Consider the following 22,442-nt stretch of genomic DNA (forward strand, 5'->3'; position numbering starts at 1 on the left):
AAAAATTTTCCGCCCTGACCTAGTACACATTGGATCTCATTTTTGAAAGCACTTTTCGAGTCGTATTTAATTCTTCCTCTGTAATCCCTCTGCAAACTAGCTGGTTAAATTCTTCAGCTACGGGAAGGACTTTTCCTTTTAAAAGCTCTCCTTCTTCTGTGAGATATACTCTTTGAGACCGGCGGTCTTCCGGACAGCCTGCTCTGCGGACGAAGCCTTTTCTCTCCAGGCTGTATGCCATCCGAGCAATATTAGTCTTGTCCTTGTTTAAACGCTGGCCGATTTCATTTTGAGTAAGGCCATCTCTTTCCCACAGAACCATCATAATTAAATTTTGCTCTGGCGCTATATTATAAGGAGATAACTTTCCCTTTACATAGTTAGTTAGCGTTAAGTCTGTCTGGTGTATAAAAATGCTTATATAATTCTCTATTGATATACTCATTTCCAATCTCCCCTGGATCTGTTTCCATGTTGTAATTCTTGTCTCCATTATTTAACATTCTGCATGAATACATACTATACTTTTATTTTACAATGAACAAGGGAGTGAACCAAACTTCTTTTGTATCTTTAATATAAAATATCCACCAGCGAGAAAAAGCCTGGGCGCGGTTTCAATTTATACTGGGTGGTAAGATCTTTGTAGTACCTTTTTTCGTGATTGAGTATGAGCAGGAAACATTATAAGACAAGCCTTCCAGCATGGAAGACTTGCCTTGTCTCTAATTGACGACAATATATCCAACCATTGGACCATTATCATCATGATGGGAATGCGTGAGACAAATCAGACGATAGATTCCACTCTCGGTAAAGTGAAGATCTATTTCTGTCTCTTCTCCTTTTTTCACCGTTCCTTTAATATCAGTACCCTCGATCATAAAAGGGTGTTCCTTTCCATTCACACCGTATATCTTTAATTTCACCTGTTTATTTTTTGGAATGACAATGGTTCCTGGATCCCAGCGATAGGCTTCAATTTCTTTACCATCCTCAGTAGTCGTCTTAAATTCAGTTGTTACCATTTGAATCTCAAATTCCTCTGCCGGACCGGCTGTCTCATACGATTGAACTTCCTCATTGTACCACCAGGCAAAAATTAAAAAGATAAAAACAGGTGAACAAATAAGGACAGGAAGCCATTTTTTCTTAATTATGATCGAGCGCATGTTTCTCCCCCTTTGCTTGTCATATAATACATCTATATGACACGAAGAAGGAAAAGCATGTCTATATCTTCCATTTCCCTTTTAGGGTTTTTTACTTTTATGCAAACCTGCTTCTTACCTGTTCTCTATGAAACAGATACTTAAAAGGAAGCTAAAAGAAGACTGGGAATCGTCCCCAGTCTTCTGATATTCTCTGTTAGTTTTTCTTTTTTGATTTCTTTGGCTTCACAAAGGTAACTCTTGTTACCAGATTCATGTTAATGGCTGTACTTTCCTCATGAACCAGCCATTTATCCTTGCTTTTAATAATTTGGTCCAGAATCTCTTTCTTTGATTCGCCTTTTATTCCGACAGTTTTGTAATTATCTCGGTCGAAATAAAATCTTACCTTATAGGTTTCCATAATTCCCCTCCCTTTCGATTATACATTTTCCTATTGCTTTATTCCCTTCTTTAGCAAAACAGTAACTTCAATCTTTTCCTGCCAACAAATAAAAAACTGTCCGATATCAGGACAGTTTTCAGCCTACGCTCCTTCTTTTATAAAACCTCTCAGCACATTCTCTTGCCGGTACTTTAAATGGATATCAATCAATATACTGTCTATCAGCTCTTCATCATTTATTTTTTGTTTACTTACTAAATTCTCTTTTCGGCAGACTCTCCAATCATTTTTTGAAAACCTCACTAAATAAATCCCTTGAACATTACTTTTCACAATTCCGTCTCTATTTGTTAAAGAGCAAGTAACTTTTTCTTCAGGATAATATTCCATTTTGAATTCCTCCTTTTCCCTAATAGCACATGCCTGGGCCTCGGTGAATCCTGTGAGTAGTGTTTTTTTATTTATATGCGGACAAGTCTGTAAATAGTAGGAGATTTTTAGTAAATCTATTATTAATAAATTAATAGTTTTAATGGAAGATAAAAATAATGGCAATGTTAAACATAGGAATATGCCTACAACATGGTTGGAAAAAGAAGAACATACGAACTTCGATTGATAACTTACCCAGTATCAGCTGCTTTGTAAAGTTCTATCGTGTCATTCGGCTGAAATGAGCTCAAAACACCAAGTCCGCTGATTAAAACCAAAAAAACAACAAGAGCAAGTACACGTCTGTTCAATCTGCTGCTTTTTTTCATTAGCTCCTCCTTTACTACCGTATTGTTAGTAAACCAGGATGCCCTTGATTAGTAATTTTTATCCGTGTAACTATAATTCATTGCTTTTTCTGGTTTTCCTCTTTAAAGCTATAAATAAATTATATATTCTGATAATTACACGTTCCTTTATATAGGGAACCCAATATTATTCCTTGTTATTCTGAATATTTGAGATAAATAAAAGGAATAGGAATGACAAACATACAATAGGAAAGGGGAGAATTTCTATTAAGAGAATACTGATAGCAGCCACGAATCACGAGACATTGGAAAATCCGAAGAAAAGAACAGGATTATGGTTAAGTGAGCTGACCAAATTTTACGATAAGGCAATTAAAAAATATGAAGTAGACATTGTTAGCCCTAGAGGGGGTGAAATTCCTTTAGATCCAAGGAGCAAGCTTACTGCCCTTCTCCGAAAGAAAACAAGAAAGTATTTAAAGGATCCGGCCTTCAGGAAAAAGCTTCAACATTCATTATCTCCTGAAGAAATTAAAAGTGATAAATACCATGCTATTTATTTTGCAGGAGGCCATGGCACAATGTGGGACTTTTCTGACTCGACAGATTTGCAGCGAATTACACGAGAAATTTACGAAAACAATGGAGTTGTTTCAGCAGTCTGTCACGGGCCAAGTGCCTTAATCAATGTAAAGCTATCGAACGGGAAATATTTAATCGAGGACAAGACATTAACCTCTTTTTCTTACAAAGAAGAGCGTTTGCTCATGCTTCATAAACAGATACCTTTTGTCCTTCAAACAAAGCTGGAGAACCGAGGAGCAAATTATAAACAATCAATGCTTCCCTTTACCTCTTTTGTAAAACAAGATGGACGACTGGTCACTGGTCAAAACCCCCAGTCGGTTAGAAAAACAACAAAGAAAACGTTAAAGCTTCTTAAGAAAACCTATAAATAAAGAAGGGGACGTCTCCCCTTCTTTATTGTATCATATATCGGATGCTCTATAATTATGGAAGATCCTCAACTGAGATTCAGTTAAAGCGTACGTATTCATAGCATCCTGTCTTGTAATCCCGAATTTTTCACTGGCTTTCTTTTCTACATAAGCGTCATATTCTTCCATATCTGTTTGTTTCCCTGCTGCTGCTAAACGCTCGTACTCATCACGCATATAAACGTAAACTGCACGTTGATCTTTAGGCAGGGTTTGTAAAAATTCTTCCGTCTTTTGCCTGCTGTCTGGCATATCTCTTCCACCCTCTTTCATCCATCAATCTCTACTTTCTATATATTCGACAAAATCAGGAGAGTTTCCTTTAATATATAAATAAAAAGTAATAATCAATTATGCTGTTTGGTTAAAATAAACAGTCTTTTGACTTGCTCCATTCTTCGGTACGTTACCCATAATTCTACAAGTTATTTAATATAATTTTCATACCCTTTAACCACTGCTTCTGCATATTGAAATAATGTGTTTGTCCAATTTTCACATTCTTTTCGTCGCGGACGATTCCATTTTCCTTCAGAAAAAAATGACCTCCTTAATCCTTCACTTAGTTCAAATTGCACGCCTTTCCCAATTTTTGTACGGTTGCAAATGTTGACAGCGTTATTTCCTCCAATATGAAAAGGTGCCAGTTCAACCTGGAATCCGTATGCTTCAAGACTTGACCAGATAGCGTTCCGCAATGAATATTCAAGACCTCCGATATATGTGACACTCTCTTTTCCCATGCATCCATGGAAGGCAAGGTGGTGTTTCTTGACTTTAGATATCCTGACAATATTTTTTTCATCATAATGATTTGAGGTTACATGAAGAATAGTGTTACTTTTCCTTAGCTGTCCATTAAAATCATAAAAAGTAAAACCTCCCTTTTTTGATACAAGGCAGGCAACCTCGGTGGTCCCTGGCTCAATTCCGCCGCCGTGAAGTGAAGAAACCACTGTCTCGCTGTCGTTTTCATTTATTGTAAAGGAATAGTCTCTGCCCGGGATCCAATAAGGATCAGAAAGAAGCTCTGTCATTGAATTATATACGTCCTGGCAGCCATCCCACCTTTCAAAAGGTGTCTTCATCTTTACCCCGCCTGTTCGTTTGCTCTTTTTTTTATTCTATAGATACGGCTTTCCTATTGAAAGGAACCTGCCTGTTTTTTCTGAAATTACTTCAGTATAAATCATCACGTAAGGGAAAAAGTAATCCACAGGGGGTGAAAACTTTGAGAAATAACAACAATAGAAATAATAATAACAATAACAACGAGAATAACAATCTGGAGAACGAATTGAATGTTGATGACTTAAATACAGAATTTGCTTGTGAAGTAAATCTGCAGGATCTAAAAAACAGAGATAACCGCGAGCGTAACAATAATAACTGTTAAGTGAAAGGGTGCCTGGCACCCTTCTTTTTTGTAATGATTTTGTTACGCAAATAAATGCGGGACCCTGGAAGTACCCGTTTTTTCTCTTCTTCCTACTTTTGGGTTCCTGGCACCTCTCTCGGACATCTCTTTGCTCTTAAAATTTAGACTATTTCTATCCTTTTTCTTCCAAAGAAACTTAGTATAAGAATGTTAAAAAAGGCAAAGCTATTTTTGGGAGGTGATAACGATGAATAACAACAACAACAACAACAACGACAACCGCAACAATCGCAACAACCGTAACAACCGCAACGATAACAACAATAACAACAACGAACTAAATCTTGACAATGTGAACACTGAGTTCGCAAATGACAATGATCTACAGGATTTAGACCGTAACAACCGCAACAACCGTAATAACCGCAACAATCGTAACAACAATAACAACAATAACAACTAATGATTCATCTCCAAACCCTCGTAATTTCCTTTACGGGGGTTTCCCTTTATTGTATGTTACCCCATATTCAGTAACAGGCCTTATTTAGCAGCATAAAAAAAAGGGCTCAACGCCCAATGTTTTCTTTCTTTTATCCCTGTCTTTCTGCTTCCTGAAGTGACCTGTACGTTTCAGGTCCGGCTATACCGTCCACCGTGATTCCTGCATCCTGTTGAAAGCTCCTTACTGCTTCTCGTGTCACCGGCCCGTATATTCCATCTGCTCCGTACGTCCCTAAATCATATCCTAAGTCCAGGAGTCGCTGCTGCAAATTACGAACCAACGGACCACGAGAACCCTCTTGCAGGATCTGCCCGCTCCAGCCTCCGGACATTTCTTCCATTGCCCGATACGTTTCAGGTCCGGCTATACCGTCCACCGTGATTCCTGCATCCTGTTGGAAACTCCTTACTGCTTCTCGTGTCACCGGCCCGTATATTCCATCTGCTCCGTACGTCCCTAAATCATATCCTAAGTCCAGGAGTCGCTGCTGCAAATTACGAACCAACGGACCACGAGAACCCTCTTGCAGGATCTGCCCGCTCCAGCCTCCGGACATTTCTTCCATTGCCCGATACGTTTCAGGTCCGGCTATACCGTCCACCGTGATTCCTGCATCCTGTTGAAAGCTCCTTACTGCTTCTCGTGTCACCGGCCCGTATATTCCATCTGCTCCGTACGTCCCTAAATCATATCCTAAATCCAGGAGTCGCTGCTGCAAATCACGAACCAACGGACCACGAGAACCCTCTTGCAGGATTTGCCCGCTCCAGCTCTCTTCATTTTCATCTGGAGTGTCAGGTATATCTTCATCTTCCCCTCCATTTTCCGTAATATCATCAAAAGCCGCAGCCAGTGCTGCAGCATGAGCTCGTGCCGCTTGCTCTATAAAACTTGGATCTTGTAAATAGCTGGCATCATTACTGTTAGTGATGAATCCCCCTTCAGTCAAGATAGCAGGCATTGTTGTGTGTCTAATAACGTAAAATCCTGCAGTCATGCTGCCTCGGTCAGGCATTCTTCCTCTCCAGGCGTAATTATATAACTCCCTATGAATTACCTCATGAAGATCTTCTGTTCGTTGCGGAGCTCCCCGGTATCGATACGTCTCAAATCCTGACACCCCAGAGGATGCTGCGTTGTAATGTACTGAGATGAATATGTCTGCTCCCCAACTGTTTGCCTGCTGAACCCGTTCTTCCAAGCTGACATCAATATCCGTTTTGCGGCTCATATTTATCTCTGCCCCGCTATACCCGTTTTGGAGAATGTCTCTTATCTGAAGGGCTGTATCCAATGCCAAGTCTTTTTCCACCAGACCATTTCCAACTGCCCCTGTATCACTGCCACCGTGCCCAGGATCAATAAATACCCGTACACTCATGATGCATCTTCCTCTCCTTTTATTTCTGTTTGTTCCTTGTGAGAATTTGTCCAGTATCAGCCAGCCAACGTGAGTGTGTCTTATTGGCTGGTTACCTTTCAGCTTACGGTAAAGTCACTGCATACGGCTCGGCCATACCCTATGCACACATAAAAGGGCCGACGGTCCAAGCTTTCTCTTACTCTATTTACTAAAAAAAGGTTTTTGAGATATTGTATAAGAGAGAAAGGAGAGAAAAATGAAACGATCGTCTAAGCCTGTCTACGTCATACTTTATGAAATATTCATGGTCGCATTAGCTATTTTATCTGTATCTATGATCTGGATGGACAATGTGTACCTTCCCCAAATCGATTTAATGGTTTGGCTCATCTTTACAATTGATGTTTCCGTCCGGTTTTTCAAAGCAGACACAAAATGGGAGTATGTAAAAAAGAACCCCTTTGATATCCTGGCTATTGTTCCCTTTGATTCATTGTTTCAAATGGCAAGAATTGCCAGGCTAATCCGTGCGCTTCGGGCGGTAGCTATCATTAATTACTACGCCAAAGGGCTTACTGCCGTTTTGATGACAAATAACTTACATAAAGTGTTAACAGTCACAATTATGCTCATAATGTTTACAGCCATACCAATGCCTTACATAGAGCCTTCTATTGAATCTTACGGTGATGCAGTATGGTGGTCAATTGTCACCTCAACCACTGTTGGATACGGAGATATTTCTCCCGAAACCGGTGGTGGACGCATGATCGCATTACTGTTAATGCTAAGCGGAATAGGCGTGATCGGAATGGTTACTGGATCTGTTGCCACGTACTTTCTTTCAGATAAGAACAAGGAAAACCCAACTGTTACCCATATTGTTGACCAGCTTTCAAACTATGAAGAATTGACAGCTGATGAAGTTAAGCGGCTGGTTCTTTTGCTTACAGAATTGGAAAAAGAAAAGTCGAAATCTGAACAAAAAGTTTCAGACACGCATTAGTCCTGCCTGTTATTCAGGCGTTCTCATACGTCTTGCTGCATACCATGAAGAAAGACAGCCCTGGAGTATCCAGTGCTGTCTCTTTTTTATTCGCTTCGGTCTTCTTTAGCGCCATTGCCTTTTTCAGGAACAGCAAGGATGTCAAAGTTATCAGCAAGATCCTGCAGCCCCTCACGAAGCTCTTCCCCTTCCATTGGGTACCCATGTCCTGTAACCACAAGCTCCAACGGAAGACTATTTAACTTGCTAACTGAATGTTTGGCTGCTTCCCAATCAGGCGTTAAATATTTGGGAGGACCGCATATTTCCTTTTCCTGCTTCATGGCCTTATATAACGATTCTTGTTTCACCGTAACAAACGCGTCTCCTGCAAGTAATACTTTGTCGTCTTGTCTGTATAAAGAGATATGCCCTTCTGTATGGCCTGGAGTGGATAACCATTCCCACTCAGGCATTCCCGGAATGCTTCCACCCTCGGGAAGAGGCTGCACCTTCTCTCCCAAATCAATTGAATTTGTAGGGAGCATGGGGGCCAGCTTAGGAACCATGCCACCTTCAACCGAGGAATCAGGCTCTGGATAAGTCGCTTCCCCTCTTAAAAAAGGAAGCTCCTTTTCATGAGCATAAACGGGAACGTCCCATTCTTCCAGGATATCAAACAATGCACCTACATGGTCAAAATGACCATGGGTAATTACCACTGCTTTCGGCGGGTTTGTTTCACCAAATCGTTCCTTCGCTTCAGAAATGATGTCTTTGCCTGATCTTGGCATACCTGCATCCACAATAAACCATTCGTTTGTCTGCCCAGGATAGCCGACAAAAACAACATTGGCAATTTGAACAGGATAAACATAAATATCTTTGCTTACTTCTTCCCCTTTCCCGCTTCTGACGGTGGTCAAGGGCACAAACCTTTTGTTTAGCTTGTTATCTACCTTGTTGCTCACTGCCTATTCCTCCCTTCCATCTTTATGACTTACCTTCCCTTTTTTTACCACTGTGGAAACTAAAAAAACAGAAGCTGGCTAAAAGTGTTTCCACTTAAGCCTAGCTTCTGTTTTTGATTTAGCTTGCTGTTCTTTCACATTCATCTTTCTTTATCACCAATCTGTGAAAAGGGAATTCTTCCTCTTTATCCTCAATTGGATATTCTAACAATTCAATACAAATAGTCCGTTGATATTCAGCGATAACTTTTGCCTGTTCGCCTTCATAAATCACAATTTCTTCTTTTTCAAATAAGGTTTCTGGAGCATCATCTCTACCATACATAAAAACATCCCCTTAAACTTATTATTACAATTATAAAGGTTTCTACGAATAAAGCAAGGGAATGTTTCAAAGGACGATAGAACTAACGATCCTTGAGAAATCATTATGATAATTGCTGTATCAAATATTTCCATAATTTAAATTTCTATATGTACCACAGCTGGCTGCCGTGAAAGGCAACGATCTGGACTGTACTGTTCAGCGGTTTTCATAATCGTTAAAAAAGCTTGGATGATTACACATCCAAGCTTGGAAAATTCCTTATTTCTTTCTCCAATATACAGCATCATTTTCTGTCGGCATTGGAGGAAATCTATCTTCTTTTTCTAACTCGATCTCTTCCATATTTTCCATCGGCGGGTTTCCTGACTCCGTGTTTACATAGCTGTCAAACACATACGTGCCTGTTTCTGGTGCCTTTTCACCTGTCTTGTAAAGAGTAGCCATAGTTTAAAACCTCCTTGGGAAATGTGATTCATAGAAGATTTGCCCGATCTTTAGATCATATAAACCTTCTCATTTCACTTCACAACTTTTGTCTTACACACACTACTCCTTAGACTCTATTAACAGTGATTATGCATGACTTCTACTGCAGCTGTTTCAGCTGGTGATTCAAGCTCCTGCCAGGTGATTTCATTCAAATTACTATCATCCTATCCCTCTGTCCCTATTTATCAGGTTGACTGTGAAGTAAATACCAGGCTATTTGAGTACTCGCTAAGACACCAAGCAAAATTGCGCTGAGAACCCAAAAACCTGTATCCTCAACTACTGGTATAAGAACAATAATCAGAGCATTGGCCGCAAAGCCGCTTTGATACCAGGCAGTAGTTAGAAAACGCATAAATATAAAAAATCCAGCCAGGCACACTGCAAATATAATGATTACAGCCAGTGCATAAGGATACTGCCGTGCTCCCTCAACTGAAAAGACCAGAACAGCTAAGGCAGCTGCAAAGATCAGCATAAATATTCCTTTTGTTTTCCCCATTTTTCCTCCCCTTATAACAAAAAACCTTTTATAATACAGCATAACAAAAAATGATCAGCTGTATAAAGCAGCCTTAATGGAAAGATAGATGTTTGAGCCTTATGTTCTAAAGGAACAATGAAGATAGACATTCATAAAGGAGTGACGAAGGGTGAACAAACAGGAAATCAGGCAAAAGGCAATCAATATTATTGACAATAATAAAATTGGTACATTGGCAACCGTAGTACATGATAAGCCACATTCTCGCTATATGACTTTTTACAATGAGGATTTAACTCTTTATACCCCTACCAGCAAAGAAACTCATAAGGCTGAAGAACTGGAACAAAATCCGAATGTTCACGTTTTACTCGGCTATAATGGCGAAGGCATCGGGGATGAATTCGTGGAAATTGAAGGAACAGCCGACATTAGAGATTCAAATGAAATTAAGGAAAAAATATGGAATGAAGAACTTGAAAGATGGTTTGACGGTAAAAATGATCCTAACCTAATTGTGCTGGAAATTAATCCGACTGCAATCCGCGTAATGAATGACAAAGGTGAACCTCCTCACTCCGTGGACCTGTAAGCTGTAGTACGCACCGCTCATCTAGGCTGTTGAGAACCCTACTCAACAGCCTTTTTTGAGGAGTAATTCTTTTCTATGTAAACTGTGATCTGAAACTTAGGGCAATCGGGGGGGGGGGGGATAGGCTTTACAGCATTTTATGTTAGATCATTCATAAATTCAGAGACATCATCGATATTCCCTTTGCTAAAATAAATACACGCTGTTTTTCAACGAGTGTTTTTTGATAATCTAAAAAGAGAGCGTTCGGTTGTTACCCCTAAAAGTTAGAATTTCTACTCTAACTTTCGGGGTGGTACCTTCCCGCTCTCTTTTTTATCTATCTAAATAGCTGGCTGTTAATTTCTTTTTCCACGTCTTTGTTCTTTTTATGGTCAGCTTCCCTTTTTTTCTCAACTTCCATGATGTTATCTACATCTTTTTTGTATTGTTCATGGGTTAATCCATGTGACTGCATAAGGCCTTTTTCCATGTTTTCCGTTACATTCGGTTTTTCTTCTTCACTCATGTTTATACCTCCAAGGTTATTATAAACTTTTTAATTTTTGTGAGATATTCTCACTTATATTTTTCTTAATTCCTGTTTATCTCACACTTAAAACTGCCAAATTGTGTCTATTCCATGGACACTCTTTTTTCATGTGAAAAGCTTCTTTATTCCAGTGGGTCTTTGGATTTACCGTACTTTAACAAGTCATATATGGCCATAGAGTCACTTGGCTGATCTTTCGAATAGCGTGCCGGAAACAAAGCAAAAAACATATAGTATACAGAAAAATAAGCAAAATAATACCAAAACATATGCTCATCCATCACACCCGACATAATTAAGCCGTTAACTACAAAGATAGAAAGCAAATTAAAAAGCGGGCCGCCCAGGTATATTAAAACCCTTGCAGCAGTTGTGTCATGCTCTATTTTTTCAAACTGGTTAAATGCATGCCAAAAATATATCCTTCTTATTTCAACAGGTCCTATAGAAAAGATTGGTTTCCCGGTTCCAATGACTAGCCTTGTCTTTCCTCCAAAAATCCACACAAAAAAAGCATGCCCCAATTGGTGAATGATGGTGATCAAAGGCAGCAGGACAAATAGGGAAATAACAAGGACCCATGTATCTTCCCATGAAAACATGTTTTCCCTCCCTGTTAAAACTATCTTCACTGACTCTCTTTATATATCCTCTTCTTCTCTTTTTAAATCTATTTTTTCCCCTTTGTTCCTTATAAAGCCTATGTTTTGAATACCATTATTAAGGAAATTGGTAAGTAACGCGAAATAGTAACTCTCCATGACTAATTCATCTTTATTTGAAGGAGGTTGTACATGAGCACTGAGGAAAAGATTAAACAATATATTTCCAATAACCGGGATCATTACATTGATCTTCTGCGTGAGTGGGTTCAGCACCCGACAAGATCAGGCCAGGAATATGCTTTACAAAAAAAGATCGCTGATCGCCTTGAAAATTCTGGTCTACACGTAGACTTTTGGGAGCCAGACAGAAGAGAGCTTGAAGATCACCCGGCTTTCACAAGTCCACGCAAAGACTTTAAAGACAGCCCAAATGTGGTAGGAACCTTAAAGGGGAGCGGCGGAGGACACTCTCTCATTTTAAATGGCCATATCGATGTGGTGCCTGAAGGAGACTTGGAACAATGGGAGGATGATCCATTTTCCGGTGCCGTTAAGGACGGAAAAATGTTTGGACGAGGAACGACTGATATGAAAGGCGGAAACCTTGCTCTTCTCATTGCTTTGGAAGCCATTGTAGAAATGGACATTACATTAAAAGGAGATCTTATCTTTCAAAGTGTAATAGAAGAAGAAAGTGGCGGAGCCGGCACCCTTGCCGCAATAAAAAGAGGGTACAAAGCAGACGCAGCCCTTATTCCTGAACCTACCCAAATGAAAATCATTCCAAAGCAACAAGGATCCATGTGGTTCCGGGTAACTGTACGTGGGATTTCTGCCCATGCGGGCACACGCTTTGAGGGGATCAGCGCTCTTGAGAAATCCTGGAAAGTGTATGACACATTGATGGCACTAGAAAACCAGCGAAATATCCGGCTCCAGGATCCTCTCTTTAAGAACATGACTATTCCGATCCCTATTAATGTTGGTACCATTCAAGGCGGAAGCTGGCCTTCTTCAGTTCCATCTAAGGTAGTAATGGAAGGAAGGTATGGCATCGGTCCTGATGAGACAATGGAAGAAGCAAAAGCGGAGCTCGAGCAGTCTCTTCACCGTCTTCAGCAGTATGATGACTTTTTTAAACAGCATCCGGTAGATGTCGAATGGTTCGGTGCAAACTGGATACCTGGCTCTGTCGATCTTTCTCATCCTCTCCTTGGTATCCTGCAGAACCAATATGAATCTTCCCAACATGAAGAACCTGTGATCCAGGCTTCTAACTGGGGGACTGATGGTGGAATGCTTACCCAGTACGCTGATACCCCTGCCATTGTGTTTGGACCTGGAACGACAAAAATGGCTCACTTTCCAAATGAATGCATTGAATTAGATAACATTTTTGAAATTGCAGAAATTTTCTTCCACACTATAATTGAGTGGTGCGAGAAAGAAAATTAATTACCTTGCCTTCTGCGAGGAGAACATCGATGGATAAAAGCTGCTTCTATTATGAAGCAGCTTATTTTATTAATTTGGCCCCAAAAGTAAGAGCTTCCTGCACAGACCATGAAAGAGAGAAGTGTTGCATCTGGGACTTCAGGGTAGAATGAGGTGTTTTTCAGCTGAAAGATCCTTTTAAAACAGAGTATTATTTGTTTCTATCTAAAAGCAGTGCAATATTTATACCAGCATGGTGAAGGCAAACACTATTTTTAAAATTCTATTTTAAACTAGTAATTTTATCCCCTGGAATTGCAATGATACTTTGGTCTTATTTTCTTGAGATAATGTTTTGAAATCTATAAACCTGGCAATAATTCTAGTAACAAACACAAAACAATAAATTAGTAACTGACAAAATACAAAAGATATTCAAGGAGGAAAATAACATGAGTTTACACGAGTATATCGAAAACATTAATAAAATGCTGGAAGAAGCAAAAGAGGAAGAAGAAATAACTGAAGAAGATATGGATCTAGAATAACACTCTATTTACTTAATTCTCGATGCCAACAGGGACTATCCTGTTGGTTTTCGTAATTCAACTCATATAACTTGTTTACTAGAATAATTGTTAGGGAAATATGGTACTGACCATAAAAAAGAGTGGTGGAACTCTTCCATAAAACATAGAAAGGGGAATTTTCATGAAACCATATTTGCTTAAATCTCTTCCTATTGCATTAGCTGCGATAGTCGCAGCTGGCTGCCAGACTCAGGACAGTCCAGGCACAGAAGATATGCAGCAGCCGTCGGATTATGATGAGGACGTAGACGAAATGGACGAGGCTGAAATTCCTGGCGGGGAAGCAGAGCCAGAAGCTGAACCTGACACCGAAGAACAAAACGGAGAGGAGCAGGCCTCTATTATTGGTTATTATGATGAAACAGGTGATGAGGTGGAAGCCCAGGCTGTCATGAATACTCCGAACGAAGAGGTTGGCACCGTTCAATTTTACACGACAGCCGAGGACAACGTCCTTGTGGAAGCCAACTTTGTTGATCTCGAAGTAGAGCCAGGCTATCATGGGTTTCATCTTCATGAAGAAGGCGTTTGTGAAGTAGACGATGATGGAGAGCCGTTTACATCTGCGGGCGGTCATTGGAACCCTGATGATGAGGATCACGGCTCCCACGCAGGTGATCTTCCTCCTGTTTATATTAATGAAGATGGAACAGGGTACTTGCTGACAAAAGTTGATACGTTTACTTCTGAGCAGGCAGCTGAAGATGAAATAGCCGTTATGCTTCATGAAGATCCAGACAACTTTGCTCACATTCCTGACCGTTACCAGTCTGAAGATGCAGATGAACCGGGTCCTGATGAAGCCACTCTTGCAACCGGTGATGCTGGTGACCGCTTAGCCTGTGGTGTAGTAGAGACTGTAGAAGAATAACAGATATAAAAAAAGGATGACCGCTCTGGTCATCCTTTTTTCTGTTTAATCTATCGGATCTTTTCCTTTGCCATATTTAAATAAATCATAGATAGCCATCAAATCACTTGGGTGATCTTCTGAAAAACGAGCAGGGAACAAAGAAAAGAACACAAAATAAATCGTAAAGTATACAAAGTTATAGAAAATGATGTGTTCAGGCAGTATACCTGCCACAATCATACTATTGACCACGAAAACAGACAGTATATTAAATATAGTTCCTCCTAAAAGGATAAGAACGTGAGCTGTTTTTGTATCCCACTTCAGCTTCTCGATCTGGCAAAAAGAGTGCCAGAAATATATTCTTCTAAATTCCATCGGACCAATATTAAATAATTTTTTTCCTGTTCCTATTGTAAAAGTAGATTTCCCCCCAAAAACCCATATGAAAAATGCGTGGCCCAGTTGATGAACCATTGTAATAAATGGCAATATAACCAGGAGCGAGAGAAAGAAAACCCACATGTCTTCCAGTGTAAACATTGTCCGATCCTCCTTACCCTTACCTATAATACAGCATTACTTCTTTTTCCTCGTTCTGGGCAAATTAATCATATTTACGCTTTAATTTATCATTTTACATAATTCCTCAATTTTTTGGCTCCAATACCTTTCCGCACCTAATAAAAAAAAGCATCTGCCGGTGGGCAGATGCTTTTTCATACTCTCTTATCCGTTGACTACAGTTCCTCCATTCACATGAATCGTCTGTCCTGTCACATAGGTTGAATCATCTGATGCTAAATAGACGTAACTTGGAGCAAGCTCTGCTGGCTGTCCTGGCCTCTGCATCGGTGTAGGAGCCGGATCGCCAATCCCAAAGTCTTTTACCACATCTTCTGGAAAGGAACTTGGAATGAGAGGTGTCCAGATGGGGCCTGGCGCCACCCCATTTACCCTGATCCCTTTGTCAACCAGGTTTTGTGATAAAGAGCGTGTCAGGGCAACAAGGGCGCCTTTTGTTGCAGAGTAGTCCATTAACACCGGCATTCCTTGATAGGCCACGATAGATACCGTATTAATAATTGAGCTGCCTTCTTTTAAGTGTGGCAAAGCGGCCTGGATGAAGTAAAACGAACCATAAATATTGGTTTGAAAAGTCCGGTGAAGCTGCTCTGAAGAAATGTCTCTGATATCTTCCTGATAATGCTGCTCGGCTGCATTATTAACCAGAATATCTAATTGACCGAATTCCTCTACTGTCTTCTCAACAGCTTCCTTACAAAAGGCTTCCTCCCCTACATCTCCTGGGATAAGAAGGCATTTCCCTCCCTTTTCTTCCACTAATTCTTTTGTTTTTTCAGCATCTTCATGTTCATCTAAGTAAACAATGCTGACGTTGGCTCCTTCTTTTGCATAATAGATGGCCACTGATCTGCCAATCCCGCTGTCGCCTCCAGTAATCAAAGCAACTTTATCTTTTAGCTTACCGCTGCCCTTATAAGCTGGATCTTCATATACTGGTTCTGGATTCATTTTGTATTCATAGCCAGGCTGTTTGTCCTGTTCCTGTGGAGGAGTTCCCTCAGACTGCCGGCCTTTAAAGAGGTTATAGCCTTCACTCATTGATTAACACTCCTTCTTCTATTTTAAATTTACCTAAACAGAAATAGGCAATACTAGTGTTTATCCGATAATCATTTTCATTAAACTTTTTTCCACCTTTTTCTCTCCCTTACCCTGCCCAGGATAAAAAGAAGCTGACAGCTTTTCCTCACTTTGATTTCCATTCAAACTTTTATCCATAATAAGGTCTGTAACAAAAGCCCTGCACTACAAATGACTCATCATTTATGTAGGTAAATTTGTATATACGTCTTCTAAATAAAAGGAATATTTGTTAAAATTTTCACGAGATTAAATGACAAGGTGGTACATATGAAAAAGCTTGCTGCAACGATATTATTTTCCTTTCTTACTTTAGTGGTTTCTGTCCCTGTTTTCTTTGCAGATTCTCTTGATGACGATAATGTTGATCAACCTGAGGAAGAAACATATTACCAAACCCAATTGTAAGCAACGACAAAACACTCATCTGTGCTCTCAGATGAGTGTTTTTTTAAGAGGTCTCATGTTGAATTAAGGCTGCAAGTGCTTTTGCATCTTCGTAGATCATTTCTTCAAGCTTCCGATTATAAAAAACTGAGGCCGGATGAAAAAAAGGGAAAAGAATATATTCTTTCATTCCATAAACCAGGGTATTGTCTGTTGTATTTTTCAGTTTGAGTATTCTTGTCTTTTGCGCCTCGCCATGAATTTCTGTCATTTTGTCCTTTTTTCCTGTCAGTCTTTCATAGGCCACTCCTCCCAGCGTAACAATGATCGTCGGATCTATTTTCTCAATCTGGTAATCAAGAATAGGCGCATGGGCAATGATTTCTTTTTTGGTCGGTTTTCGGTTCGGCCTTTTGATGACTATTTCTTCTCCTTTTTGTTTTCTGACTATTTTGTATGGGCGGCTTCTTACAGCACTTGTAATGTATACATCCTCCCGTGATATCCCTGCACTTTCAAGAAATTTATCCAGTTCCTTTCCCGCCCTGCCGGTAAATGGCTGCTTAGATATTAGCTCATGCTCTCCAGGCGCTTCTCCAACAAACAGGACATCAGCCTGAGGATTCCCTCCGCCGATGAGAAAGCCCTCAGCAGGATACGGCTCCATTCTTTTTTTACAGGTATCAATTAAAACTTGCGGAATTTCCATGGTTTCCTCCTTTTGGCAGAAACGAAAAAGGCCATCATAACAAATGATGACCCTTCGCTCTATGCTCGATCTTCAGGACCTTCGTGTACGCCTAATGCGATCTTGGCGTACCTTGACATTTTACTTTTATCCCATGGTGGATCCCATACAATATTTACATCTACTTCATTTATTTCTCCAAATTCTTTTAAATCCGATAAGGCATTTTGAATATCATTGACAATCGTTCCAGCAAGAGGACAGCCCATGGATGTCAGTGTCATTTCAACTTTGACATTCTTGCTGTCATCAATATCCACGCCATAAATCAATCCAAGATTCACAATGTCTACTCCAAGCTCAGGGTCTTCTACATTTTCCAGCTCCCCATACACCCGGTCAATCATTTCTTGTTTTTCCTCAGACATTTTATCCCTCCCCACATCTATGAGTACGGGCTCTATTTTCCATGAATGTAGAACCTTCTTCACTTGTTTTAACCTTTTTTTATTTTATTTAAACCTCACTTGTACTGTATCTGACGGTACAGAAAAAGAAAGATGAGGGGCGTTCTGCTCCTCATCTCCTTCTTATTTACATTTTGTTTTATGCTGCTGTCTTTCTTACTCTTACGTAAAACAGTCCTCCAAGCACAGCTGCAGCTAATCCAATAAGGATCTGTAATGGATAAGAGGAAGCTGTATCAGGAAGTCTCCCTCCTGTTTCCGTCCGCTCATCCGGTCCGCTTACACTTTTTCCCCCTGCATCAGCCGAAACCTCAGCGATAGTCTTAATTTCATTAAACTCTCCAGTCACTTGATCAATAGAATCGTAAGCAAATAATTCAGCTGATAAAATGATGTCGGCAAGAAAGTCTCCTTCTGCGTTGTATAACTCTATTAACAGATCATATCCATTCGTCGTTTCAAGAGAAAGGAGTTCACCAAGCGTAAGAGGAAGCTTTTCTTCATCCTTGGTCAGATAAAAGTCGGCTTCAAGCTGGAAAATGCTTAACAGCTCCTGGCATATGGATAAGAGTTCGGCAATATCTTCTGCCGTTAAATCATCAGCACTTTCAAAGTAAGGAAAGCTTTCCAGCCTTTCTAGCAGTGCTTCTAATCGCTCCAGGACTCCTTCATTAAAGTCTCCGTTTTCAGTAAACAATACTTGATAAAAGTGTTCATACAACACCCAGAATTCATCTTCATCCAAACCAAATTCTGCAAAATAATCATCATAGAGCATTTCAGCTTCTTCAAAATCTAGCTCAGCAAGCATGTGGTCAAACAGGAAAAAATCTAAATCATCAGTAAACTTGAAATCTGCTAATGTCTTGTCGTCTGCTTTAAGCAGCTGGTCAAGCTCTTCTATTGTCATCTTGTACTCTGTTAACAGCTCATGTAACGATTCGTCTGTTAGTAAGTCTCCTAAAAATGTTCTTAACTCCTCTGCATCCTCAAAATCAGAGTGCTCTGTCCCATATTCAGTTTCCAGGTACTCCTCTAACTCTTTCTGGGTCCAGTCAATCTCCTGCAGGTATAAATCAAGCTCCTCCTGCCCGGGTGCAGCATATGTATGTACCGGGACCAACGCCAGCAGCACAACAACAGCCAAACATTTCATCAGTAAACGACTCATGGTTTACTCCTCCTGCCATATGTAGTTGTAGGATCAAAGAATCAATTGTGATCAAGATTAGTATAATTAGTATTTTTCTGAATTTCCACATATATTTTCTTTATTCTGCAAATAACTTAATTATTATTTTAAAACTCTTCAGTTCTCTTATATTCTTTTTTATTCTAGCATTCTTGTATTATGTTATTCTTTGAACCATTCAAGGAAACTGGCTTTCCCTTCGTCGGCAAGCTGGTCCTCACTTGATTTACGTTCCGTTAATCTATGTACAACTGAAAAAGCCGCTCCCTCTATGAAAGGAACGGCTCTATAAAGATTTTTTTCAGTCTTCAGCCTGGTCTTTGGCCCGTTGATTTGTTGCTTGCACAGCTTTCTTAATCAATTCTTCAAACCCGGCTTCTTTTAATGTTTCTATCCCGGCAGCTGTCGCTCCTCCCGGTGACGTCACCTGTCCTCTAAGATCAGCGGGATTATGGCCTTCCTGAAGCATGGCGGCTGACCCGGCTGCCATCTGAACGACCAGCTTCCTGGCCTGCTCTCTTGTCACTCCGTATTCCATTGCTGCCGTTTCCAAAGCTTCGCAAAATAAATACATGAAAGCAGGAGCGCTTCCTGTCACTGCCGTTAAATCATGAACCTGCTGGGCACTTAATTCTTCATACTCCCCGATCGCGTGCAATATCACTTCTAATATATATCTATGCTCGTTGTTTACATGCTGCCCGCATACATAGGTGGACATCGACTGTTGAACTTGCGCGGCTGTATTAGGCATGATCCATGCCACGGGGGTGCCTTCTGGAAGACGCTTCTCCATATATTCTGGATCGATCCCTGCTGCAACTGTAATGACAAGCTGCCCATCTACAACTTCTGCCAGCTCCTTTAGTAACTCATCATGAACTCCGGGGGGAGCTGCCAGTACGATTACGTCAACCTGGCCAGTTTCCTCCTTCCACTTGGTTGTTTGCTTTACCCCGTACTGCTTCGCTTGATTATGTAAACGTTCCTCATCGGATTTATTTGAAACGATAATTCTTCCGATATCAGGGTGGCTTTGGCGAAGCAAGCCGGCGTATATTGCTTCTGCCATTCTTCCTGCTCCAATAAATAAAATGTTATTTTTCTTCATATACCGCTGCCCCTTTCTTATATGGCTCCAAGGTGATCTCTTTCTATTTTACCGTATCTTCTTTTGAGGGAACAAACTATTGAAGTTTTGCAACGAAATGCTGCTAGAATGTTACTTTTCTTCTGTGCTTTCTGGGATGCCTTTATATAATCAGAAAATATTGAACGCTTTGAGTATTAATCAGGTCGGTCTGCGGTTTAATTGGGTCACTTCACGCAATAATTGGGTCATTTTTCGGGTTAATTGGGTCTATTTTCAAATAATTGGGTCAAAACCGTCACTTATTGGGTCAAACGACAAATTTCAACACCCCTCGCACTCTCACCCGCCTCCTCCCTTTCGCTCATCTCACCTTCTGCTCCCACAGAAAAAAGCTGTTGAGATTTTACTCAACAGCTCTTACCTACTTTTCTAATTGCGTAAACCGTTTAAATGACCTACACCTTTTAGCGTAATTACACTTTCTTCCACAGTGGAATCAAGAGCCTCCACAGAAATAATTCCATTTAACGTTCCCCGGTCTGTTTCAAATGTGAGTCTTTCCTTCGTGTCATCCTTCAGTGCATCTGTAAAAAAGCGCTGGTTCTCTACGCCATAAAGCTTTGCTTCCCATGATCCGGAAGTTTCATCTTCCACGATTAACTCTCCTGAAGTTATACGAAGCTCGTCATTATTCTCATTAAATACTTGATCAATTTTCATTTTTGACCTCCTCCTTCATTAAAGCTCTTACTCTTGTAATAACGCCATTCCCCGGGGAAGAAAAGATAAAACTGGGAAGAAGAGATTATTCTTCATCATCTTCTTGAGTTTCTTCTACTTCATCTCTTTCTTCCTCAGACTCCTCCAGCTCTTCATCCTCAATTGCTGGATCCTGATCCCCTTCTTCTCTCTCTTCCTGTTCTTCTTCATCTATAATTTCTTCACTATCAGCAGGTGGATCCTCTTCTTCATAATCCTCAACCGGCTCTTCATCAATCGGCTCCTCGGGAGCTTCATCTTCCTCCCCGCAGCCTGTTAGAATCCCAGCTGCTACGAGAGCCGAAGCTGCTGAGTAAACAAATTTCTTTTTCATATAGAAAAACCTCCATATTAGAAGCTGGTGTATGATAACTTCCTATTCAAACATTTCTATTCCCACCCAAAGTATGTATTAAACAAGTCCTAGGCAAAGCGGAAAATATAGATGACATAGGAACAAATAGCTAACAGGCCTGTGGAAGTAATCAAAATCCATAATTGAAGGCGGCTTATGTATCGTTTCAGGACTGCCGAAGCCGTAGTTAATCCGAAAGTAAGTACCAACGTTAAAAGAAATAAATAAACAAGGGCAGCTTCTATTCTTTCAAAGTGAAAGAAAAAAGATAGGATAAGACTGATTAAAAGAGCAATCATGAGAAAAAAAGAATATACACTTCCTTGTGCAATACGCTCTTTCGTATCTACCTTTTTCTTTTCCTCTAATTTCTTTGTTCTCGTCATTCTTGCCATGTAAGTTCTCCCTTTCTTCTATTAAAAAAGTATAAAGGCAATATACACGACTGCCGTTACAGTAATGCTGCTTAAAATAGTAGAAACCAGTACCATTTGAGCCGCAAGATCAGGATTGTTGTCATATTCAAGGGCAATGGCCGCGCTGTTTCTTGACGTAGGAAAAGCACTTGAAATCAAAAGTGCCTGGGCCATCATTCCCGAAAGGTCCAATAACCATATCACAGCAAGGGCAAGCATTGGGGAAAAAAGCAGTCGTAAAAAACTGCTAATGGCTACAATTCCAAGGTTCTTATTAAGCTTTAAGTATGCTACCTGAGCGCCCAACGACATTAAAGCCACTGCCAGAAAACCAGCTGCCGCTGAATCTAAAGGAATAGCAATGGCTGCTGGAAGAGTAATACCGGCCCAGCTGAACAACAGTCCTAAAAGAAGCGCATGAAGAACCGGCATTTTTACAAAGCCGGCAGCTGCTTTCTTCGCTCCCTGCTTCGAGGCTCCCATAGAAAACACGCCATATGTAAAGGTTAAAATGTTTTGAAACGTCATTATGATTATTTGAATTGAAGCCGCAAATGGATCATTCCGAAACACGAGAGCATTCACAGGAAGACCAAAATTGCCTTGATTATTTAAAAGTATACTATTTTGCAAGGTTACCCTGTAATCCCGCTGGTATCCGAAAATTTTGCTGCCGGCATAGCTTGCCACCCATAACCCTGCTGCCTGAATGAAAAGAAAAAGAAGCACATTTCCTATCAATTCAAAAGAGAGGCTGCTTTCATAGATCCGCAGAAAAATAACCGCCGGAATCAAATAATAAAAGTTTACTTTTGATAATGTAGACAAATCCATTTGGAATTTTCGTTGCAGGAGGACTCCAACAAAGATAAGAACAAACACAGGTGCAATAATTTCTGAAATAATTAACAACAAAACGTCCATCGGCGTCACCAACTTTTCTCTTACCACTGTAATATTTCTACCAGAAGTATAGCACACTCCCTTTTAACAAGAGGAAAAGCTCACTT

The 22,442-nt window shown here is 40.3% G+C and carries 32 protein-coding genes; 7 read left to right on the top strand and 25 right to left on the bottom strand.

What is annotated here, in order from left to right; translation table 11 throughout:
* Window positions 1-19 precede the first annotated feature (19 nt).
* The 5 genes from CEF17_RS11065 to CEF17_RS20025 form a co-directional block, all read right to left on the bottom strand.
* Entirely contained in the window at window positions 20-445 is a 426-nt protein-coding gene (locus tag CEF17_RS11065; RefSeq protein WP_100399576.1) for a MarR family winged helix-turn-helix transcriptional regulator, read from the bottom strand.
* A gap of 280 nt (window positions 446-725) precedes the next feature.
* Window positions 726-1,172 carry a cupredoxin domain-containing protein gene (locus tag CEF17_RS11070; RefSeq protein WP_100399577.1) on the bottom strand — a complete coding sequence of 149 codons (447 nt, stop codon included), beginning with the start codon at window positions 1,170-1,172 and terminating at the stop codon, window positions 726-728.
* Window positions 1,173-1,368: 196 nt separating this feature from the next.
* Window positions 1,369-1,575: a hypothetical protein gene (locus CEF17_RS11075; RefSeq protein ID WP_100399578.1), complete on the bottom strand. Its 207-nt coding sequence runs from the start codon at window positions 1,573-1,575 to the stop codon at window positions 1,369-1,371.
* A gap of 123 nt (window positions 1,576-1,698) precedes the next feature.
* Window positions 1,699-1,947, bottom strand: a complete 249-nt coding sequence (locus CEF17_RS11080; RefSeq protein ID WP_100399579.1) for a hypothetical protein — start codon at window positions 1,945-1,947, stop codon at window positions 1,699-1,701.
* Between the two features lie 233 nt (window positions 1,948-2,180).
* Window positions 2,181-2,318, bottom strand: a complete 138-nt coding sequence (locus tag CEF17_RS20025; protein WP_157843010.1) for a hypothetical protein — start codon at window positions 2,316-2,318, stop codon at window positions 2,181-2,183.
* Between the two features lie 287 nt (window positions 2,319-2,605).
* Between CEF17_RS20025 and CEF17_RS11085 the strand changes: the two genes are divergently transcribed.
* A complete protein-coding gene (locus CEF17_RS11085) occupies window positions 2,606-3,259 on the top strand; it encodes a type 1 glutamine amidotransferase domain-containing protein (RefSeq protein WP_157843011.1) in 654 nt (217 codons plus the stop codon).
* A 30-nt stretch (window positions 3,260-3,289) separates the two neighbouring features.
* Here the strand turns inward: CEF17_RS11085 and CEF17_RS11090 are convergent, their stop codons facing one another.
* Window positions 3,290-3,571 carry a hypothetical protein gene (locus CEF17_RS11090; protein WP_100399581.1) on the bottom strand — a complete coding sequence of 94 codons (282 nt, stop codon included), beginning with the start codon at window positions 3,569-3,571 and terminating at the stop codon, window positions 3,290-3,292.
* A gap of 152 nt (window positions 3,572-3,723) precedes the next feature.
* On the bottom strand, window positions 3,724-4,386 hold the full coding sequence (locus CEF17_RS11095) for a poly-gamma-glutamate hydrolase family protein (RefSeq protein WP_100399582.1): 663 nt from the start codon (window positions 4,384-4,386) through the stop codon (window positions 3,724-3,726).
* A gap of 537 nt (window positions 4,387-4,923) precedes the next feature.
* Between CEF17_RS11095 and CEF17_RS11100 the strand changes: the two genes are divergently transcribed.
* On the top strand, window positions 4,924-5,139 hold the full coding sequence (locus CEF17_RS11100) for a hypothetical protein (protein WP_100399583.1): 216 nt from the start codon (window positions 4,924-4,926) through the stop codon (window positions 5,137-5,139).
* A 130-nt stretch (window positions 5,140-5,269) separates the two neighbouring features.
* On the opposite strand, the gene CEF17_RS11105 is transcribed toward CEF17_RS11100, so the two are convergent.
* Window positions 5,270-6,562, bottom strand: a complete 1,293-nt coding sequence (locus CEF17_RS11105; protein WP_100399584.1) for a peptidoglycan-binding protein — start codon at window positions 6,560-6,562, stop codon at window positions 5,270-5,272.
* 238 nt (window positions 6,563-6,800) lie between these two features.
* Here CEF17_RS11105 and CEF17_RS11110 point away from each other — a divergent pair, with 238 nt between their 5' ends.
* Window positions 6,801-7,550, top strand: coding sequence for a potassium channel family protein (locus tag CEF17_RS11110; protein WP_100399585.1), 750 nt, complete (start codon window positions 6,801-6,803; stop codon window positions 7,548-7,550).
* Between the two features lie 86 nt (window positions 7,551-7,636).
* On the opposite strand, the gene CEF17_RS11115 is transcribed toward CEF17_RS11110, so the two are convergent.
* The 5 genes from CEF17_RS11115 to CEF17_RS11130 all read right to left on the bottom strand — a co-directional run bounded on the left by CEF17_RS11115 (window position 7,637) and on the right by CEF17_RS11130 (window position 9,819).
* Window positions 7,637-8,500, bottom strand: a complete 864-nt coding sequence (locus CEF17_RS11115) for an MBL fold metallo-hydrolase (RefSeq protein WP_100399586.1) — start codon at window positions 8,498-8,500, stop codon at window positions 7,637-7,639.
* Window positions 8,501-8,618: 118 nt separating this feature from the next.
* Window positions 8,619-8,825, bottom strand: a complete 207-nt coding sequence (locus tag CEF17_RS11120; protein ID WP_054634871.1) for a hypothetical protein — start codon at window positions 8,823-8,825, stop codon at window positions 8,619-8,621.
* 137 nt (window positions 8,826-8,962) lie between these two features.
* Window positions 8,963-9,112, bottom strand: coding sequence for a hypothetical protein (locus CEF17_RS20385; protein WP_198508950.1), 150 nt, complete (start codon window positions 9,110-9,112; stop codon window positions 8,963-8,965).
* Window positions 9,087-9,272: a YjzC family protein gene (locus CEF17_RS11125; protein ID WP_054634872.1), complete on the bottom strand. Its 186-nt coding sequence runs from the start codon at window positions 9,270-9,272 to the stop codon at window positions 9,087-9,089. Before CEF17_RS11125 ends, CEF17_RS20385 begins: the two co-directional genes overlap by 26 nt.
* A 223-nt stretch (window positions 9,273-9,495) precedes the next feature.
* A complete protein-coding gene (locus tag CEF17_RS11130) occupies window positions 9,496-9,819 on the bottom strand; it encodes a hypothetical protein (RefSeq protein WP_100399587.1) in 324 nt (107 codons plus the stop codon).
* 151 nt (window positions 9,820-9,970) lie between these two features.
* On the opposite strand from CEF17_RS11130, the gene CEF17_RS11135 reads away from it, so the two are divergent.
* Complete coding sequence (locus CEF17_RS11135) at window positions 9,971-10,393, top strand: pyridoxamine 5'-phosphate oxidase family protein (RefSeq protein WP_100399588.1); 423 nt, start codon at window positions 9,971-9,973, stop codon at window positions 10,391-10,393.
* A gap of 319 nt (window positions 10,394-10,712) precedes the next feature.
* On the opposite strand, the gene CEF17_RS11140 is transcribed toward CEF17_RS11135, so the two are convergent.
* Together CEF17_RS11140 and CEF17_RS11145 are read right to left on the bottom strand one after the other, a co-directional pair.
* Complete coding sequence (locus CEF17_RS11140; protein ID WP_100399589.1) at window positions 10,713-10,901, bottom strand: hypothetical protein; 189 nt, start codon at window positions 10,899-10,901, stop codon at window positions 10,713-10,715.
* A 146-nt stretch (window positions 10,902-11,047) separates the two neighbouring features.
* Window positions 11,048-11,527 carry a zinc metalloprotease gene (locus CEF17_RS11145; RefSeq protein WP_100399590.1) on the bottom strand — a complete coding sequence of 160 codons (480 nt, stop codon included), beginning with the start codon at window positions 11,525-11,527 and terminating at the stop codon, window positions 11,048-11,050.
* 192 nt (window positions 11,528-11,719) lie between these two features.
* Between CEF17_RS11145 and CEF17_RS11150 the strand changes: the two genes are divergently transcribed.
* Together CEF17_RS11150 and CEF17_RS11155 are read left to right on the top strand one after the other, a co-directional pair.
* Window positions 11,720-12,985, top strand: coding sequence for a peptidase (locus CEF17_RS11150; RefSeq protein WP_100399591.1), 1,266 nt, complete (start codon window positions 11,720-11,722; stop codon window positions 12,983-12,985).
* A gap of 690 nt (window positions 12,986-13,675) precedes the next feature.
* Window positions 13,676-14,425 (top strand): superoxide dismutase family protein, encoded by a 750-nt coding sequence (locus CEF17_RS11155; RefSeq protein ID WP_100399592.1) that lies wholly within the window; start codon window positions 13,676-13,678, stop codon window positions 14,423-14,425.
* Between the two features lie 45 nt (window positions 14,426-14,470).
* Here the strand turns inward: CEF17_RS11155 and CEF17_RS11160 are convergent, their stop codons facing one another.
* Window positions 14,471-14,950 (bottom strand): hypothetical protein, encoded by a 480-nt coding sequence (locus CEF17_RS11160; RefSeq protein ID WP_100399593.1) that lies wholly within the window; start codon window positions 14,948-14,950, stop codon window positions 14,471-14,473.
* 186 nt (window positions 14,951-15,136) lie between these two features.
* Window positions 15,137-16,033: an SDR family oxidoreductase gene (locus tag CEF17_RS11165; protein ID WP_100399594.1), complete on the bottom strand. Its 897-nt coding sequence runs from the start codon at window positions 16,031-16,033 to the stop codon at window positions 15,137-15,139.
* A 312-nt stretch (window positions 16,034-16,345) separates the two neighbouring features.
* Between CEF17_RS11165 and CEF17_RS20030 the strand changes: the two genes are divergently transcribed.
* Window positions 16,346-16,483: a hypothetical protein gene (locus CEF17_RS20030; RefSeq protein WP_157049679.1), complete on the top strand. Its 138-nt coding sequence runs from the start codon at window positions 16,346-16,348 to the stop codon at window positions 16,481-16,483.
* A gap of 43 nt (window positions 16,484-16,526) precedes the next feature.
* Here CEF17_RS20030 and CEF17_RS11170 read toward each other — a convergent pair whose 3' ends face one another.
* From CEF17_RS11170 to CEF17_RS11205, 8 genes are all read right to left on the bottom strand, one after another.
* Window positions 16,527-17,171, bottom strand: coding sequence for a uracil-DNA glycosylase (locus tag CEF17_RS11170; protein WP_100399595.1), 645 nt, complete (start codon window positions 17,169-17,171; stop codon window positions 16,527-16,529).
* A gap of 59 nt (window positions 17,172-17,230) precedes the next feature.
* On the bottom strand, window positions 17,231-17,578 hold the full coding sequence (locus CEF17_RS11175) for a metal-sulfur cluster assembly factor (RefSeq protein ID WP_054634882.1): 348 nt from the start codon (window positions 17,576-17,578) through the stop codon (window positions 17,231-17,233).
* Window positions 17,579-17,756: 178 nt separating this feature from the next.
* Entirely contained in the window at window positions 17,757-18,788 is a 1,032-nt protein-coding gene (locus CEF17_RS11180; protein WP_100399596.1) for a processed acidic surface protein, read from the bottom strand.
* Window positions 18,789-19,110: 322 nt separating this feature from the next.
* Window positions 19,111-19,920, bottom strand: coding sequence for a pyrroline-5-carboxylate reductase (gene proC, locus CEF17_RS11185; RefSeq protein WP_100399597.1), 810 nt, complete (start codon window positions 19,918-19,920; stop codon window positions 19,111-19,113).
* 411 nt (window positions 19,921-20,331) lie between these two features.
* Window positions 20,332-20,622: a hypothetical protein gene (locus CEF17_RS11190; RefSeq protein WP_100399598.1), complete on the bottom strand. Its 291-nt coding sequence runs from the start codon at window positions 20,620-20,622 to the stop codon at window positions 20,332-20,334.
* A gap of 85 nt (window positions 20,623-20,707) precedes the next feature.
* Complete coding sequence (locus tag CEF17_RS11195; protein ID WP_054634887.1) at window positions 20,708-20,995, bottom strand: hypothetical protein; 288 nt, start codon at window positions 20,993-20,995, stop codon at window positions 20,708-20,710.
* Between the two features lie 89 nt (window positions 20,996-21,084).
* A complete protein-coding gene (locus tag CEF17_RS11200; protein ID WP_100399599.1) occupies window positions 21,085-21,411 on the bottom strand; it encodes a hypothetical protein in 327 nt (108 codons plus the stop codon).
* Between the two features lie 21 nt (window positions 21,412-21,432).
* On the bottom strand, window positions 21,433-22,356 hold the full coding sequence (locus tag CEF17_RS11205) for an AEC family transporter (RefSeq protein WP_198508951.1): 924 nt from the start codon (window positions 22,354-22,356) through the stop codon (window positions 21,433-21,435).
* Window positions 22,357-22,442: the final 86 nt, after the last annotated feature.

The organism is Bacillus sp. FJAT-44742, from assembly GCF_002797315.1.
Lineage (GTDB): Bacteria > Bacillota > Bacilli > Bacillales > Marinococcaceae > Thalassorhabdus > Thalassorhabdus alkalitolerans.

Coding starts and splice junctions, on each gene's coding strand:
- CEF17_RS11080 (WP_100399579.1), bottom strand. CDS start 1,947: ATGGAATATTATCCTGAAGAAAAAGTTACTTGCTCTTTAACAAATAGA.
- CEF17_RS11090 (WP_100399581.1), bottom strand. CDS start 3,571: ATGAAAGAGGGTGGAAGAGATATGCCAGACAGCAGGCAAAAGACGGAA.
- CEF17_RS20025 (WP_157843010.1), bottom strand. CDS start 2,318: ATGAAAAAAAGCAGCAGATTGAACAGACGTGTACTTGCTCTTGTTGTT.
- CEF17_RS11155 (WP_100399592.1), top strand. CDS start 13,676: ATGAAACCATATTTGCTTAAATCTCTTCCTATTGCATTAGCTGCGATA.
- CEF17_RS11190 (WP_100399598.1), bottom strand. CDS start 20,622: ATGAAAATTGATCAAGTATTTAATGAGAATAATGACGAGCTTCGTATA.
- CEF17_RS11125 (WP_054634872.1), bottom strand. CDS start 9,272: ATGGCTACTCTTTACAAGACAGGTGAAAAGGCACCAGAAACAGGCACG.
- CEF17_RS11180 (WP_100399596.1), bottom strand. CDS start 18,788: ATGAGTCGTTTACTGATGAAATGTTTGGCTGTTGTTGTGCTGCTGGCG.
- proC (WP_100399597.1), bottom strand. CDS start 19,920: ATGAAGAAAAATAACATTTTATTTATTGGAGCAGGAAGAATGGCAGAA.
- CEF17_RS11065 (WP_100399576.1), bottom strand. CDS start 445: ATGAGTATATCAATAGAGAATTATATAAGCATTTTTATACACCAGACA.
- CEF17_RS11160 (WP_100399593.1), bottom strand. CDS start 14,950: ATGTTTACACTGGAAGACATGTGGGTTTTCTTTCTCTCGCTCCTGGTT.
- CEF17_RS11070 (WP_100399577.1), bottom strand. CDS start 1,172: ATGCGCTCGATCATAATTAAGAAAAAATGGCTTCCTGTCCTTATTTGT.
- CEF17_RS11195 (WP_054634887.1), bottom strand. CDS start 20,995: ATGAAAAAGAAATTTGTTTACTCAGCAGCTTCGGCTCTCGTAGCAGCT.
- CEF17_RS11105 (WP_100399584.1), bottom strand. CDS start 6,562: ATGAGTGTACGGGTATTTATTGATCCTGGGCACGGTGGCAGTGATACA.
- CEF17_RS11100 (WP_100399583.1), top strand. CDS start 4,924: ATGAATAACAACAACAACAACAACAACGACAACCGCAACAATCGCAAC.
- CEF17_RS11110 (WP_100399585.1), top strand. CDS start 6,801: ATGAAACGATCGTCTAAGCCTGTCTACGTCATACTTTATGAAATATTC.
- CEF17_RS11205 (WP_198508951.1), bottom strand. CDS start 22,356: ATGGACGTTTTGTTGTTAATTATTTCAGAAATTATTGCACCTGTGTTT.
- CEF17_RS20385 (WP_198508950.1), bottom strand. CDS start 9,112: ATGCTGTATATTGGAGAAAGAAATAAGGAATTTTCCAAGCTTGGATGT.
- CEF17_RS20030 (WP_157049679.1), top strand. CDS start 16,346: ATGAAAAAGCTTGCTGCAACGATATTATTTTCCTTTCTTACTTTAGTG.
- CEF17_RS11170 (WP_100399595.1), bottom strand. CDS start 17,171: ATGGAAATTCCGCAAGTTTTAATTGATACCTGTAAAAAAAGAATGGAG.
- CEF17_RS11175 (WP_054634882.1), bottom strand. CDS start 17,578: ATGTCTGAGGAAAAACAAGAAATGATTGACCGGGTGTATGGGGAGCTG.
- CEF17_RS11145 (WP_100399590.1), bottom strand. CDS start 11,527: ATGTTTTCATGGGAAGATACATGGGTCCTTGTTATTTCCCTATTTGTC.
- CEF17_RS11130 (WP_100399587.1), bottom strand. CDS start 9,819: ATGGGGAAAACAAAAGGAATATTTATGCTGATCTTTGCAGCTGCCTTA.
- CEF17_RS11140 (WP_100399589.1), bottom strand. CDS start 10,901: ATGAGTGAAGAAGAAAAACCGAATGTAACGGAAAACATGGAAAAAGGC.
- CEF17_RS11150 (WP_100399591.1), top strand. CDS start 11,720: ATGAGCACTGAGGAAAAGATTAAACAATATATTTCCAATAACCGGGAT.
- CEF17_RS11075 (WP_100399578.1), bottom strand. CDS start 1,575: ATGGAAACCTATAAGGTAAGATTTTATTTCGACCGAGATAATTACAAA.
- CEF17_RS11120 (WP_054634871.1), bottom strand. CDS start 8,825: ATGTATGGTAGAGATGATGCTCCAGAAACCTTATTTGAAAAAGAAGAA.
- CEF17_RS11165 (WP_100399594.1), bottom strand. CDS start 16,033: ATGAGTGAAGGCTATAACCTCTTTAAAGGCCGGCAGTCTGAGGGAACT.
- CEF17_RS11200 (WP_100399599.1), bottom strand. CDS start 21,411: ATGGCAAGAATGACGAGAACAAAGAAATTAGAGGAAAAGAAAAAGGTA.
- CEF17_RS11095 (WP_100399582.1), bottom strand. CDS start 4,386: ATGAAGACACCTTTTGAAAGGTGGGATGGCTGCCAGGACGTATATAAT.